The 15,553-nt window shown below is 56.5% G+C and carries 11 protein-coding genes and 1 tRNA gene; 11 read left to right on the top strand and 1 reads right to left on the bottom strand.

Going from position 1 to position 15,553, the window contains the following annotated elements; all coding sequences use genetic code 11:
- Positions 1-110 precede the first annotated feature (110 nt).
- From pheT to AADW18_RS05360, 10 genes are all read left to right on the top strand, one after another.
- On the top strand, positions 111-2,531 hold the full coding sequence (gene pheT, locus AADW18_RS05405; RefSeq protein WP_337342341.1) for a phenylalanine--tRNA ligase subunit beta: 2,421 nt from the start codon (positions 111-113) through the stop codon (positions 2,529-2,531).
- Positions 2,532-2,577: 46 nt separating this feature from the next.
- Complete coding sequence (locus AADW18_RS05400) at positions 2,578-2,877, top strand: integration host factor subunit alpha (protein ID WP_055936063.1); 300 nt, start codon at positions 2,578-2,580, stop codon at positions 2,875-2,877.
- Positions 2,858-3,214 carry a MerR family transcriptional regulator gene (locus tag AADW18_RS05395; RefSeq protein WP_093281672.1) on the top strand — a complete coding sequence of 119 codons (357 nt, stop codon included), beginning with the start codon at positions 2,858-2,860 and terminating at the stop codon, positions 3,212-3,214. The genes AADW18_RS05400 and AADW18_RS05395 overlap by 20 nt, the downstream gene beginning before the upstream one ends.
- A 79-nt stretch (positions 3,215-3,293) precedes the next feature.
- Positions 3,294-3,370, top strand: a tRNA-Pro gene (locus AADW18_RS05390).
- Positions 3,371-3,497: 127 nt separating this feature from the next.
- The gene (locus AADW18_RS05385; protein WP_337342340.1) at positions 3,498-5,384 is read left to right on the top strand and encodes a site-specific integrase; all 1,887 of its coding nucleotides are present in this window, start codon (positions 3,498-3,500) and stop codon (positions 5,382-5,384) included.
- Between the two features lie 111 nt (positions 5,385-5,495).
- Complete coding sequence (locus AADW18_RS05380; RefSeq protein WP_337342339.1) at positions 5,496-7,052, top strand: DUF6438 domain-containing protein; 1,557 nt, start codon at positions 5,496-5,498, stop codon at positions 7,050-7,052.
- Between the two features lie 218 nt (positions 7,053-7,270).
- Complete coding sequence (locus AADW18_RS05375; protein ID WP_337342338.1) at positions 7,271-8,227, top strand: hypothetical protein; 957 nt, start codon at positions 7,271-7,273, stop codon at positions 8,225-8,227.
- A gap of 92 nt (positions 8,228-8,319) precedes the next feature.
- On the top strand, positions 8,320-9,444 hold the full coding sequence (locus tag AADW18_RS05370) for an AAA family ATPase (RefSeq protein ID WP_337342337.1): 1,125 nt from the start codon (positions 8,320-8,322) through the stop codon (positions 9,442-9,444).
- Positions 9,441-10,055, top strand: coding sequence for a DUF4276 family protein (locus AADW18_RS05365; RefSeq protein WP_337342336.1), 615 nt, complete (start codon positions 9,441-9,443; stop codon positions 10,053-10,055). Before AADW18_RS05370 ends, AADW18_RS05365 begins: the two co-directional genes overlap by 4 nt.
- A 91-nt stretch (positions 10,056-10,146) precedes the next feature.
- Positions 10,147-11,559: a PIN domain-containing protein gene (locus AADW18_RS05360; protein WP_337342335.1), complete on the top strand. Its 1,413-nt coding sequence runs from the start codon at positions 10,147-10,149 to the stop codon at positions 11,557-11,559.
- A 21-nt stretch (positions 11,560-11,580) separates the two neighbouring features.
- Here AADW18_RS05360 and AADW18_RS05355 read toward each other — a convergent pair whose 3' ends face one another.
- Positions 11,581-12,204 (bottom strand): hypothetical protein, encoded by a 624-nt coding sequence (locus AADW18_RS05355; RefSeq protein WP_337342334.1) that lies wholly within the window; start codon positions 12,202-12,204, stop codon positions 11,581-11,583.
- Positions 12,205-14,163: 1,959 nt separating this feature from the next.
- Between AADW18_RS05355 and AADW18_RS05350 the strand changes: the two genes are divergently transcribed.
- On the top strand, positions 14,164-15,501 hold the full coding sequence (locus tag AADW18_RS05350; protein WP_337342333.1) for an MFS transporter: 1,338 nt from the start codon (positions 14,164-14,166) through the stop codon (positions 15,499-15,501).
- The last annotated feature ends 52 nt before the right edge of the window (positions 15,502-15,553 follow it).

The following is a 15,553-nucleotide window of genomic DNA, read 5'->3' as shown; positions in this document are numbered from 1 at the left end:
AATAGGGAATTGGCAGAGCAAGCCATCCCATCTCTGCTCCGATTTCCCGCAGCCAGCCAGCTTCCTGTTTTTCGATTCCCCATTCCCCATTCCCCATTCCCGGCTTCACGATGAAATTCTCTGAAAACTGGCTGCGCAGCCACGTCCCCACCGATGCGACGCGCGAAGAACTCGCCGCTACGCTGACGGCTATTGGCCTGGAAGTGGAAGAGGTCGTTGCGCTAGGCGAAAACCTTGCTCAAGTCGTGGTGGCTCGCATCGTCGATTGCGCCAAGCATCCGGAAGCGGATCGCCTGCAGGTTTGCCAGGTCGATGCAGGACAAGGCGAGTTGCTGCAGATCGTCTGTGGTGCGCCGAATGCGCGACCGGGCTTGATCGCACCGCTGGCAATGGTGGGTGCGAACGTTGCCGGCATAAGCATCAAGGCGACGAAGCTGCGTGGTGTGGAATCCAACGGCATGTTGTGTTCGGCCAAGGAACTGGGCATTGATGCGGATGCCTCCGGTCTGTTGGAGTTGCCGGGCGACGCGCCGATCGGTGCTTCCATCGCCGAATACCTGGGCCTGCCGGACGCCAGCATCGAGATCAAGCTCACCCCCAATCGCGCTGACTGTTTCGGGGTGCGCGGCATCGCGTATGACGTGGCGGCAGCTTTCGGTAGCCATGTTGTCGCTTTCGACGCCACGCCGATGCCGGCGCTCATCGACAGCGCACTGACAATCGAACTAAGCGCCGGGGCCAAAGTGCCCCGCTTCGCCGGGCGCGTGATCGAAGGTGTGAACGCCAACATCGCCACGCCGGTGTGGATGGCCGAGCGTTTGCGCCGTAGTGGCGTCCGGCCGATCAGCTTCCTGGTCGACGTCACCCAGTATGTGATGCTGGAGCTCGGGCAACCGATGCACGCATTCGATCGCGACATGCTGGTGGGTCCCATCGTCGTGCGACATGCACGGGACGGCGAGGAAACGAAACTGCTGGATGGCCGTACGGTATCGCTCAACGATGATTTCCTCGTGGTGTCCGACAGCAGCCAAGGCGGCACGGCCGGCCGCGCAGTCGCGCTTGGCGGAATCATGGGCGGCTACGACACTCGTGTGACCGATGCAACGCGCAATGTATTCCTGGAAGCCGCGCATTGGATTCCCTCCGCCATCATTGGCCGTGGCCGCAAGCTAGGTCTGCATACGGACGCCTCGCACCGCTTCGAACGTGGCGTGGATCCGGATCTGCCGGCGCAGGCGATTGAAGTCGCCACCCGGCTGATCGTCGAGTTGGCGGGCGGCACGCCAGGTCCTGTGACTACCGCTGAGCTTCCCGAGCATCTGGCCGCGCCCGCTGCCATCCATCTGCGCCGCGCCCGTGTCGCACGGCTGCTAGGCATCGAGATCGCCGACAGCGACATCGAACGCATCCTGCGTGCATTGGGCATGCAGACCGCGGCGGTGCCGGATGGTTGGAGCGTCGTGGCGCCGCGCCGGCGCTTCGATATCGCCATCGAAGAGGATTTGATCGAAGAGCTGGCTCGCATCCATGGCTACGATCGCATACCCACCACCTTGCCCGGCAGCGCTACGCGGCTCGTTTCGCCGACCGAGATGCAGCTGGAAGCATCGACAGTGCGCCGTCAGCTCGCTGCGCGTGATTATCTGGAAACCGTCAATTACGCCTTCGTCGATGCCGCGCTACTGGCGCAGTGGGGCGCGAGCGAGGGCGCTGTTCCTTTGGCCAATCCCCTGAGTGCGGAACTGGGCGTGATGCGCACCCGGTTGCTGCCCGGGCTGGTATCGGCAGTGCAGCGCAACGCGGCAAGGCAAGCAGGACGCGTGCGGCTGTTCGAACTCGGCAATGTGTTTAGGAGCCAGGAGACGGGAACCGAGAGTCGGGAATCAGGGAAAGGTGAAGCGCCTGTTGAGATTTTGCGTGTTGCGGGTGCGATTTGTGGTGATGCCAAGACTGAGCAGTGGGGTGAGCCTGCTCGCGTGGCGGATTTTCACGACCTGAAGGGCGACTTGGACAGCTTGGCTGCCGCGGCTGGCGCTACGTTGGAATACCGTCCGTCGCAGCGCGGTTTTGGCCATCCGGGCCGGTCCGCCGATATCTACCGCGATGGCCAGCTGATCGGCTGGATTGGGCAGTTGCACCCACGGTTGCAACGCAGCCTGGACTTGGATGCCGATGTACTCGCGTTCGAAGTCGATCTGCTGCCGCTGGCGGCGCGTTCATTACCGCGGGCCACGGAGTTGTCGCGCTTCCCGTCTGTCCGCCGGGACCTGGCGTTCGTCGTCGCCGACCAGACCCCGTGGGCGGCTATTGCGGCCACGGTCCGGACCGCCGCAGGCCCGCTGTTGCGGGATTTGCTGCTGTTCGACCGGTACGTGGGGCAGGGGGTCGAATCGGGGCACAAAAGCCTGGCTATGGGCTTGATTTTGCAGGACAACTCACGCACCCTGACCGAACGCGACGTGGATGAAGTCGTTTCCACGGCCATGGCTGCCATAGAGCGAGAACACGGCGCCAGGATCCGCGGATGAAACATGCGAATGCGATAGCAAGGCTGGCAACAGGGGAGCAGTACCCATGGCACTGACCAAGGCCGAAATGGCCGAGCGTCTGTTCGACGAAGTCGGGCTGAATAAGCGTGAGGCCAAGGAATTCGTGGACGCGTATTTCGACGTGCTGCGCGAAGCGTTGGAGCAGGGCAGGCAGGTGAAGCTGTCAGGTTTCGGCAATTTCGACTTGCGGCGCAAGAACCAGCGTCCTGGTCGCAATCCCAAGACGGGTGAAGAGATTCCAATTTCGGCGCGTACGGTCGTGACGTTCAGGCCAGGCCAGAAACTCAAGGAGCGGGTGGAGACATATGCTGGATCCGGGCAGTAATCGCGAACTTCCGCCGATACCGGCGAAGCGTTATTTCACCATCGGCGAAGTCAGCGAGCTGTGCGACGTCAAGCCGCACGTGCTGCGTTATTGGGAAACCGAATTTCCTAGCCTGGAACCGGTCAAGCGCCGCGGCAATCGTCGCTACTACCAGCGCCATGATGTGCTGATGGTGCGCCAGATCCGCGGCCTGCTGTACGAGCAGGGCTACACCATCGGTGGCGCGCGGCTGCGGTTGGAAGGCGAGGGTGCCAAGCAGGAATCGGCACTCAGCAACCAGATCGTCAAGCAGGTGCGCATGGAGCTGGAAGAAATCCTGCAGCTGTTGCGACGTTGATCCGCAGCCCCGCTGGGAGAATGGCCGGAAATGCGGCTATAATTGCCGCCCGTCGCAAGGCGGGGTGATTTGCTTAGTTCGGGGCGTAGCGCAGCCTGGTAGCGCATCTGCCTGGGGGGCAGAGGGTCGTCGGTTCAAATCCGGCCGTCCCGACCAATCGCGAATCGTAAGTGATTGATCGGATTAGTAGCGGGAGTGCAGTTTCAGGCTCCCCGTCTTGCTGCTACATCCACCTGCAACGTCGCATAGCCACGTCGGATAATCTCACCCGATGGAGTCTGCAATGCGCAAAGAAGCCAATATGTTCCTCAGGGGCGGCACGTGGACCCTGCGTATCGCTGTGCCCAAAGACATTCTCGCGATCCGCAAGGAGCTTGGGAAACGTAGCACTCGCGAAGTCTGGAAATCACTCGGCACTGGGGACGCCAAAGCCGCCCAGCTCCGGTTGGCCCACGCGCGTGCGGAAGTCCTGCAAGGCTTCGAGGACGAACGTCAGGCTTTTGGGGCCCGACCGGTACCGACCCCAGACCAGCTTCGGCACGCTGGAGCCCTGTTCCGCGACACGGTGAAGGCTTCCCTCCTCAATGAGCGCCTACAGGAACTCGCCTCGCCATCCGACGTTGCGCGCGCTGGTGCAGAGCTGACTGCTGCCGTTGCGTCTGGATACGACGCAGATGAGACCCTTCGGGCCAGTCGCCTATATCACCTCGAATGGCTGGTCGGCAGTGCAGCCGAAATGGACGAGGATCGGGCCGAGCTTCGAACCCGACTTTGGACTGAGCTCAAGGCGATGGACCCGAAGTCCGTCGACGGATTCATCGGCCATATTGCCAAGGTGAACGGTTTCAAGATCGTAGAGGACGGACCTGAATACCGTCATTTGGCCCGCTTGCTCCAAGCGGCTTGGATCGAGGCGCTGGACGACGCAGAGTCGGCTATCGCCGACACTACCTACGTGCCGCTCACACAGGCCGAGGTGCTTGGACGCTGGGACGCTCCACTAAAGCAGAGCGGGCTGGTGCCTTTGGAAGCTAGCGAGACACCCGCGCGCAAGGCACACGAGGCTTCAATGCCGGCCCAGCCCAGCGCCACGAGGGTGAGGCAGGACATAATCCAGCTGCACGAAGACTACCTGTCCGAACGATTCCCAAAGCTAAGTGAGTCAGGTCGGCTCGAACGCGTACGCAACGTTACGCAATTCGTGGAGGTGTGCGGTTTGAAGGAGCCTACGGAGTACCGCAAGAAGGACATGGCCGCTTTCAAGCAGGCACTGGTAAAGCTCCCGCCGAACGCCGCGCGGGACTTCCCCGGTCAGACGGTGAGTCAGATCCTTTCGAGGGCAAAGTCGACGTCTGCGTCGCTGGCTGACAAGACAGTGCGACTCCGACTTTCGCACATGAGTGCGTTCGGAAAGTGGATGGCTAACAACGTGGACGGCGTAGATGCTGCGAACTTCGCAACCAGTGCGCCGTCTGCCAAGAACAAGCCGACGACTGTTAGTGAGTTTTCGGACGAACAGATTGTCAAGATATTCCACAGCCCGAGCTTCGTTGGTTGCCAATCGGAACGGAACCAACTGCTGCCGGGGTCGCACAAGGTAAGGGACTATCGTTTCTGGTTGCCATTACTCGCAGCCTTTACTGGGTGCAGACTCAACGAATTGACCCAGCTGCGGCTTGACGACATCCAGCAGATCGGCGATCAGTGGGTGCTTAACATCACCGCAGATGCAATCGAACAGAGCTTGAAGACAAAGGCTTCCGCACGCATCGTACCGATCCACTCACAAGTACTTGGTGTCGGATTCCTGGCCCGTGTGGATCGACTGCGTCAGCAAGGCCACGAAGTCCTATTTCCGGAGATCCCGCTTGACAGGAACGGGCGGCGTTCAGAAGCTGCCGGCAAGAGGTTCCGAAAGTTCATAGCCCGTTTGGGGATCAAAGATGACGGCATCCGAGGGGGATTCCATCGCTTTCGCCATGGCGTAGTCGAACGACTGCGGTTGGCTGGCCATTCGGACTATGAGATTGCCCTTGTTGTGGGCCACGATACCGGTATTGCTTCCATGACTGCCAAGTACGGCAGCACACGCCAGTTGATGGTAGACCAGCGCAAGGCAATGGTTGAGGCATTGACGTACAAAGGTTTGGATACTTCCCGCCTGAGATAAGGACGCAACATGGCACCCTTGGCAAGCAGACTGTCCTTTACAGCGATTCTCGTTCTGTCTACACAGGCATGCACCCCGGCGCCCAGCCCAGTAGTTAAGAAAGATCTAAGTGTGTGCACCGATCGCCAGCTTCTGGTCCCGAAGGTGGAGGGCAAGCAGGTGGAAACTCACCGGAATGGTCAGTTGCCATCGATCAACTACCCATTTGGCACAGCGCGCGAAGACTGGGGTCTGTCGCTGACACTTCGTATCGATGAATCAGGAAAGGTCGCCTGCTACGTAGCCAAGGACACTTTTGACAGACCTCAGGAGTTAAATGCCAAGCGGCTCGCAGCATTGCAATCCTTGGCTGACCTGCGGTACCAGCCCTTCGAACGCAATGGTAAAGCGGTAGCTGTCCTCATAGAGGAGCAGGTCCGCGAGGAAGAATTACCCGAGAAGTCGATTCCATTGCCGGATGTTCCCTTGGAAGAGGTGCACATCAGTCTTGAGCGGACGGGGTGCTACGGAACATGTCCGAGCTACCGCGTGGATATCTATGGGACCGGCAGAGTTGTCTACTGCGGTAGTCGCTACGTGGATGTGCAAGGTGAACATGAATTCTTCGTCCCTAAGGATGAAGTGAGGAGGCTCGTTGCGAGCCTGCGTGACAAGAACCTCTGGTCTGTCCGTTCCGAGTACAACGCGCCAATTACTGACAATCCGACCTACGTGCTAACACTGCGTATGGGTAAGCAGTCAAAGACCATATCTGACTACGTCGGGGAAATGGTGGGCATGCCAGCAACCGTCTCGCAGTTCGAAGACGAGGTTGATAAGGCGGCACGTACTGACAAGTGGGTTCATCTAACCACTGAGAGTTTGAGTAGCTTGCAGGCCGCCGGTTTTCCCTTCGACACGCAAAAGGGTGCCGAGTTGCTGGCGCGCGCTGTATCCAGTGATGAAACACAAGACCAAGCTGCAATGCTTGAATTGGTCAAGCTTGGGGCGCCTCTGATCGTTACGGGTGAGCCTGAGGCAGGATTCATGAGTGCGCCCGGCCCGCTGCTTGAGTCCGCACTTAGGAATCACCGTGACCTGTTGCTGACTCCCCTTGTCGATCGGGGTCTGCTGGATACCCGTGGCAAGCGCGACCAGGCGAAGATCGATGCGGCATTCAAAGCGGCAGTCGAGGGTGGCCGGCTAGATGCCGTAAAGACAATCTGGGGAGTCGCAGGAACAAGACCGCATCCCGCACTGAGCTTCGACGATGATGCGGGTGACCCTGAAAAAAATGCCAAGCGTTCTGCCATCACCCTTGCACTAAGGCGTCCGTACGGGGACGACGACTGGGAAGGTCTCGCGATAGCGAGGTGGTTAGTGGAGCAGGGGTGCGACATTAAAGCGCGGGCCGCGAATGGAGACACCCTGTTGCACATCGCGACGGAAGCTGGAGATGTGGAGTTCGTCCGCTACTTGCTCGATCAGGGTCTTGACGCTTCCACGCCCGGCGATTACGACCTGCCTGCATTAGGCAGTGCCCAAAATGAAGAGATAGCGATGATGCTTTTGCGAGCTGGTACCGACTTCAAATTGATGGACGACGAGGGTGGTCAGTTCTTGCGGTATGCGAAGGACAACAACTGGGGCGAGGTCGTGGCTTGGCTTGAACAGCATAATCAAGGTTGAATTGACTGGCATATTGCTAGGCCGGATCATGACGACAATGTCGCGTCCACTACTGCAAGTACGCAAGTTCAATGCAGCTGCTTGTCGATCAACGCAAAGTGATGATTGTCTCCATCAAATACAACGGTTTTGGACGGAGCTTTGATTCAGTAGGTTGCTACAGGAATCAGCAGTTCATTGGTTAATTGGGCAACATTTCTAGGCACGGGAGGGGCGACATGCGGCGTGCAGAGCTTAAAGAATATTTGAGAAGTGGCGAAGCACTACGCGAGGCGCAGCGTACCGAACCGGTTATGCGCGGTTTGAAAGGCATTGATACTCGCGTGTTTCCGCTGCTGGTGGTGCAGCCAAACAAGCCTTTTGAGGATCAAATAGGCTCGTGCGTACTATTTCATTCACAGGGACGTACATTTCTTCTTACTGCTGCGCACGTAATCGATGAGCTTTTGCATTATCCCGAGGACGCGGAGCTTCACCTTTACGCAGATAGAGAGGTATTTACCCTAACCCGAAACAAGGTTCAGAAAGTGTCAGATTTCATAGAGAATGGCGAGCACGTAGCCATCGATGCTGCTGTGATTGAAATCTCTCAACCCGTTCCAAAGCACCTTGAAGAACGATCATTTCAGGAGTGCGACGTGGGAGATCCTGACGACGAAGATATGCATATCATCGCGGGCTATCCGCATTCAATGGTAGAGCAGCGCGATATCGGCGGAAGCACTCCAGCAACGCTCTACGCTCTTCTCATGGTCCCTACAATTTTCTATGGATTCCAGCTTTACGATGGAATTAGAGTTGGCGTTCGGGTGCAGGACACGCCCATTGATGGGGTTAGTCTCGCTTTCGTCAATCATGGCGTGCATGTGGATCAGGGTCGATATGTGCAGCATAAAGCGCTACAAGGCATTAGTGGGGGGGCGGTTCTGCGCTTGAAAGGTCTGCCACATAACACGTGCGAGCCAAGCGGTGAAAAAGTTGAAATCCTCCTTACTTCTATAGTTGTGGAGCAAAGGAAGCGTAAGTATCAGCATCCGCCGTTAGTGATAGGTACCAGCATCAGGTTGTACCTCGCGCTAATTAAAGGGTACATAGCACTGCACGATTCGGTTTCGTGTCCGTGCTCCTGGCGGGCTGTACAACTTGAGTCGAGGCCTTTCTCGGCGGGTCAGTAATTAGTTCGACGGCAAAAGGTGATCGCGCATTTGACCCGAGTGATTGAATACAGCCCGATTCAAACTAAACAGAACCTGTTATTCTCTGAATTATGACTAGCCAAATCATTGATTTCATTAGCGTAGCGGGCTTCAAAAGCATTGCCTCTAATCAGGAGGTAAAGCTAAGGCCAGTCAATGTAGTCATTGGTCCGAATGGCGCCGGCAAGTCCAATCTCATTGGCGTATTTTCGTTTCTGCACTCCCTCCGTGAAGGAAGGCTCCAGGACTACGTGAGGCGATCCGGAGGCGCTGAGCAGATTCTTCACTTCGGCTCCAAGGTGACCTCGGAAATAGTCATCCATGTTTCTTTTCTGGATGGCCAGAACCAGTACCGAATCACACTCAAACCTACCGCTGATGACAGCCTCTACGTAGCCCAGGAAACGGTGATGTTCTGGGATAAGGATCGGTATCCGCATCCTTGGGACGACGCGCTCCAGCCGGTAGATGGCGGGCGAGAGGCAGGTATCAGTGACAGTAGACTTGTGAAAACGCCAAGCTGGGTTCGTGCGCGCTTGGGAAGCTGGAGAATATTCCATGTGCATGACACAAGCGCCACGTCACCTCTTCGAAAGACAGCGCAGCTGCACGATAACGAGTTCCTAAGGCCGGACGGTTCTAACCTCGCGGCTTTCTTGTATCTTCTCCAACAGAAGCACGAAGAGACCTATGACCTTATTCGTAGGACGGTTCAGCAAGTCACACCCTTCTTTGATGATTTTGTTCTGCGCCCAGACCCACTGAATGATGAATCTATTAGACTGGCTTGGAAGCACCGGGATTCAGATCAGTATTTTGGCTCGGCATCTCTATCCGACGGTACTCTACGTTTCGTTGCGCTAGCTACCTTGTTGCTCCAGCCGGTGGTCTATCGACCTTCCGTCGTACTAGTTGATGAGCCGGAGTTGGGTCTGCATCCTTACGCGATAACATTGCTCGCATCACTTATCCGACAAGCATCAGCTCAGACGCAGGTAATCGTTTCGACGCAGTCGCCCCTTCTTTTAGACCATTTTGACCCAGAGGATGTGTTGATTGCAGACCGCGTCGATGATGGGACAGTACTCACAAGACTAGATGTTCCGAACTTGGAAAGTTGGCTTGAAGACTACAGCCTCGGGCAGCTATGGGAAAAGAATCAACTGGGTGGCCGGCCGCAAAGGCATAGGACATGACGCGGCTGCTTGTTCATGTGGAAGGGCAGACCGAAGAGACATTCGTCAATGAGGTCTTGGCCGAACATTTGTACGAGAACGGATACACAGTTGTAGGCGCACGTCTTTTTGGTAATGCTCGCCAGCGCGCGAGGCGCGGGGGTGTTAAGCCTTGGCAGGCAGTAAAACGAGACGTCATACGGCATCTACAGGAAGATGATGGGGCTGTATCAACGTTGATGGTTGACTATTACGCAATGCCTAAGTCTGGTGACGGGGCTTGGCCGGGAAGGGACGCGGCATGCGCCCTGGCTCACGCGAATAAAGCTGCTCTCATTCAGGACCAGCTATATGCAGACATAGTTGGCGAGTTAGGTAGCGACTTACAAGCAGCGCGCTTTGTTCCATTTGTCTTGATGCATGAGTTTGAGGCGTTACTTTTTAGCGACTGCGTGGCGTTCGCGAAGGGTGTCGGTCGTTCGGATTTGGCAGGGGCTATGCAGTTGGTAAGGAACCAGTTCGGATCACCAGAGGAAATCAATGATTCTCCAGCTACCGCTCCGTCCAAGCGCGTCGAGCTATTGATTGAAGGTTACCAAAAAACCTTTGTATGGAAACCTTGCCGCGCTTGAAATCGGGCTTGCTCGAATGAGGATCGAATGCCCTCAGTTTGGTTCGTGGGTTACGAGGTTAGAACAGGCTGCGCAGCTTTAACGGGTCTTCATGACAATGCGCTACGCACCCGACACAAATTTTCTCCTGCATTTCCAGTCTTTAAGCGAGATTCCTTGGCAGGAAATAACGTCAGATGCGACGATAGAAATCGTTCTCTTAGACGAAGTATTACGTGAGCTCGACAATCACAAGCATGACGGCAATGGGCGACGCGCAAGAAAGGCGCGTCGAATAGTTGAGATCATAAGACCGCTTGTTAGTGGTGAAAGCGACCAAGTACATATGCGCGACAGAGGTCTGTCCGTTACGTTGGTCTTGGCGCCCCATTTGGACCCGTTAAGAGAAAAGCCATCCGATCTGGACTATTCGAAGCCAGATGCACGGATTGCGGAAGAAGCACTGGCCTGCGCGCGAGAATTCGAAGATTCGGATTTCACCTTGATAGGTGACGACACCATCGCAACTCGACTGGCGCGAAAAATCGGTCTTCGAAGCATTTTGGCGCCAGAAAGCTGGAGGTTGGCTCCGGAGCCAGACGAGCGTGATCGCCTTATATCGTCGCTCCGATCGCAGGTCTCGCAGTTGCAAAACTTGTGCCCATCAATCGAGCTTGCCATTTTACAAGATGATAGGGAAGTGGATGTTGTAAGAGGGTCCTTCCCTTACTATCCCGACTTGACCGACGAATGCGTTGAAGAATTCATGGGCGCACTTATAAGCAAGTTCCCGGTGGACGATGGAACTGAGCTTGGGACAGTAGCTGTCATCCTTCACAAAGACCGGGACAGCTACCAGCAGGCAAGATTGCTTTGGGAGCAGCACATACGAGAGAGAATCCGACGCGCTGCCCTTATTTTGAATGCGAAGGTAAATCCTATATCGCTCTCGCTACGAATTCGGAACAGTGGCTCATCATCTGCTGAACACCTGATTGTTGATATTTCATCGGCAGGTGAGTTTGGCCTTGTCGAGGAGCGAGCGCATACCGAACAGGCTTCTAAGCTTGGATTCGGCTTCAAGCAGCCGCCTACAATGCGGCAGTTTGTGATGGGCCGAATCTACTCCGTGCCTGATATGTACTCGCATGATCTCGCTCGGTACGGATTAAATTCAATCATCGATGTCGTGGCGCCTCGCGCGCTAGCTGGACGTGAGATGGTTTGGGTTTTTGACAAGCCCAGAAGTTTCTCTGAGCATTGCCAGGGTGAGTGCAGTGAACTGCGGCACGGCATAGGTGAGGAAGAGTTTTCGTTCCATGTGCGCGCGCCCGTCGACGCGGAGAGGACCGTCGTTGGAGGAGTGACCGTAAGATATTCAGCAAAGAATCTTTCGGAGGCGGTGTCGCGCACGTGGCGCGTGGAACTAACAGGTGTGGAGCAAGACACAGTAGATGCTGTTAGCAGGAACTTGGAAGTCGAACTCGGCATCAATTTCAACGGCAGCTTATCTGCCTCGCCATGAAGCGATTCTTGAAGGATTGTTTTACAAACCCGCGTATGTCTTAAAGACTTGCACAATTAAGATAACGCCGGAAGCGAGCCCGGTCGGAAGGGCCAGAAATAGCTGCCATATCCATCCGCGCTCGATTATCGAGTTAAGTGGTGAATTTCTATCAAGATCGGCCTCCAGCGCATCGAGTAATTCACTATCAGCCTTAGCGAGGATCGTCGCGCGTCTGCTGATCTCAAGTGCCGATGCAATCATCTTTAGGATTTCCCATCCTATAAATAGCAGCAACGAAGTCAGCGCGAGCGCACCAACAATCATCGCGTAGCTTTTGTCGATGTCTCGAAATGTAGTGCTCCAAGCGACGATCAGGGCGGCATAACCAGCTGAAACAATAAGATTGGCGTACCCCGATGCTTTTTCATAGTGGGCCGCATTGGCTTCCTTCTCTCGCTGTCGTCGTGCGATTAGTCGCTTGTCGCCGTCTAAAACGTCATCAAGAATAAGTTTTAATTTCTTTGCCTTCTCCTCCCAGGAGGCTCGGTCATTCGTTTCTTCCCAGTACATTTCAATGATGCGATCCATATTTGGGCGATATTTTTCGGCATCGGGATGTTCCGCTACCAAAGCATCGAACCAAGTATCCATTGGAACACCCATGTTCGTTCTCCTGTGCTGATCTGGCGGGGAAGACTTCCAGAAAGAACCTGATTCAATGACAAAGTTTGTCGGTTTGTATGTTGCAAGGCAGCGGCAGTACTTTATACAAGCGCAGAAAGTCCCGCTACAGCTGGCCCGTGCCTATGTGATCGGCGAACCGGGCCTTAGGTTCAAACGTCCAACGCATGAGGTTCAATTGCGGTTGGTATGCGGTAAACCGATCTCGTAGCAGCAATTGATCGGGGTTGAAGTTGTTTTCCTTCGATATCGGGTCTCCTTGGCTACCGCTTTATCTTTATGGCGCCGGAATTGATGTCATGAGTTCTACACGGTGCTGGCCACACCACGAAAGCAGGGCGCTATCTAGTTTCCGTAGGAACCGTAGTCCATCGGAACTGATTGCCTCAGAGGCGGACATGCATCGTAGTTCCGTTGTGATTGACTGACGTTGTTCTGCGAGCCATTCAAGTACTGTTTCCTCAACCTTCTTGCGCAGGAGCCCGCTGAGTCCCAATCCCCGGTATTGCGGCATCACATACACATAATGCACAGCGAAAAATGCGTTTGCAGGGCAGTCGGAGCCGAGATACTCCAACTGCATCTTAATGGCCACGTAGCCAATCGGTTTTCCTGTTGTCACGTCCACCAAGTGGTACGTTGCTATGCGTTTGTCGAAAAGCGCAGATTCGTAATTGCTGCCCGCGTTCGTGTCGGACTTGAGAAAGATTGACTTGGTACCTCTAATGTCTTCGTGGCTTATCGGCCCAGATACTTCGAAGCTGTTAATTTTGTCCTGCTTACTTCTCTCCACTCTTTTCTCCTCATTTAACATCCCCGCAGGAGGCATACCGCCCCCAACCCCACGAGCGCGAGGTTGAAGGCAGCCCAACTGCGAGGAGAGTCATCCCCTTTCAGGTACTCGATCATTGCGGCACTAATCTGTTTGCCGATCCTTGCCTGATCGCCAGGCGGCAAGGGGGCATTGCCGACACGGTTGCCGCGACCCCGTTTAGGGAACCGCACCGCTGGCCTTGGTCGGGATCTTCATAGGCCTACCAGCTTCAAGCTGGCATCCACGCCTACGAACGTCGGCAACCCGATAGCTGAGCGTGGTCTGAAACTGAACAGATGATAAACCATCCGTTCAGTTTCTTGTATCCCGACACGGACGCGTTTTGCTTCATACAAGGCACGCCTGTATGGAGTGCGCCGGGCGCTTCTTGCAGATCGGGGGCAACGGATAGCTGCTCCCGGCCCTCACCTAAGACTTCGAGTGTGCTGATCGAGGGTCGTCCGCATCAAGAGATGTTCGGTGGTAGACCCGACGGCATATCCGATAGCTGGAATGACACCAAAGCCACTGGCAAGCGACCGGCATGGCACCTTCAATTTTTAGCAGTAACGCAACGTCCCAATTCGGACGAACGCCAGATCGCTTCTGGCTGGCTTCTGTAGCAAGCTCGGCCGTCTTCAAGGCCCCACTCGATGGGGACAGCGCGCGCTTGAACCCGACACTACACCCCGGTGCTGCTACACTTTGAAGCACGTGGAGTTGCTACGTACGGGTTGATCTGGTGACGGGCAAGTACATGATCGGTAAGAGCAGGCGACGCTTGCTACGGATGCCGAGCGTGGCTTGAAGCCTAACCTCTTGATCCAGCAGGTTTGAGGCGCCCGGTTCAAATCCGGCCGTCCCGACCATCCGCAAATCCACACAGAACCCGCCACAGCGCGGGTTTTTTCATATGCATTGCCGCAGTACGAAGATCAGGTAATCAGGCGCCGGGTCAGGTGAAACACATCCAGGCCAGCAGCACCCGCGCCAGTGCCTAGCCAGATGGTCTTATCTACCTCTTCGTACGGGTGTCGTAAGGTAGCGGTCCCGCACGATCGTCCGTGAACACGCACCTCATCGCGTCATCCGGGCATAGGGTGCACAGACCGCAAGAGGCGATCCCAATGAGTAGCGCTGTCGATTTACCCGTCGCGCCCTCGCCCGTGCCCGTGTCCGCTCTGCGGCGCTCGGTGTCCAATACGCTCAAAGGCTCGGCCGGCAACTTGGTCGAGTGGTTCGATGTCTACGTGTATTCGGTGTTCGCGACCTACTTCGAGTCGCAGTTTTTTTCGCCGGAAGACAAGAACTCGACCATCTACGTCTGGGCGATCTTCGCGGCGACCTTTCTCATGCGCCCGATCGGCGCCTGGTACTTCGGCCGCTTCGCGGACCGCTATGGCCGTCGTCGAGCGCTGACTGTTTCGATCAGCATGATGGCAGCCTGTTCCTTCGTCATCGCGATCACGCCCACCGCTGCCAGTATCGGCATCGGCGCGGCATTGATCCTGCTGCTCGCTCGCCTGCTGCAGGGTTTCGCCACTGGCGGCGAGTACGGCACCAGCGCCACCTATATGTCCGAGGCCGCCATTCCCCGCCACCGCGGTTTCCTGTCGTCGTTCCACTACGTCACTTTGGTAGGTGGCCACGTGCTGGCGCAGTTGACGCTGCTATTGATGTTGAGCTTCCTGGATAAATCGGAGGTTTCCGAATGGGGTTGGCGCGTGGCGTTCGGCATCGGTGGCGTCGCCGCGATCGTGGTGTTCTGGCTACGCCGTAGCATGGACGAATCGCTAGGCGAGAACCTCATTGAAGCGGCAAGGGCAGGCACGGCCAAGGCGTCCGGTTCGATGCGCGAGCTGTTCGTGAACCAATGGCGGCCGCTGTTGCTGTGCTTCTTGATCACCGCCGGCGGCACCGTGGCGTTCTATACGTATTCGGTCAACGGCCCAAAGATGATCCAGGCCGCCTTTGCCGGCGACGACGTGATTACTGGCACGTGGATCAACTTGGGCGTATTGGCATTGCTGATGGTATTGCAGCCCGTCGGTGGCTGGCTGTCGGACCTCATCGGGCGCAAAAGCCTGCTGGTGTTTTTCGGCGTTGGCGGCGTGCTCTACACCTGGTACATGATCGGTGCGCTGCCCAGGCAGAGCGACGCCGGCGCGGCCTTCCTGATCCTGGCGGTAGGCTTCGTCATCCTCACTGGCTACACCTCAATCAACGCGGTGGTGAAGGCGGAGCTGTTCCCGACTCACGTGCGCGCGCTGGGAGTGGGCTTGGGCTACGCGCTGGCCAATTCGTTGTTCGGTGGCACCGCGCCGCTGTTGTACCAGGGGGCGCTGAAGACCGGCCAAGTCGGCAACTTCATTACCTACGTCACCGCGGTTATCGCCGTGTCGCTGGTGGTCTACATCTTCTTCTTGAAGAATAAAGGCCCCAACTGGCTTGACGGCACCCGCTAAGGCGCTTTCATTCGGCTGCTTCGCGCGCGCCTCCGGCGACATCTGGCCACGC

Source organism: Pseudoxanthomonas sp. CCNWLY206-1, from assembly GCF_039710385.1.
Lineage (GTDB): Bacteria > Pseudomonadota > Gammaproteobacteria > Xanthomonadales > Xanthomonadaceae > Pseudoxanthomonas_A.
The sequence above is the reverse complement of the archived record's forward strand: the minus strand, read 5'-3'. Positions and strand labels throughout refer to the sequence as shown.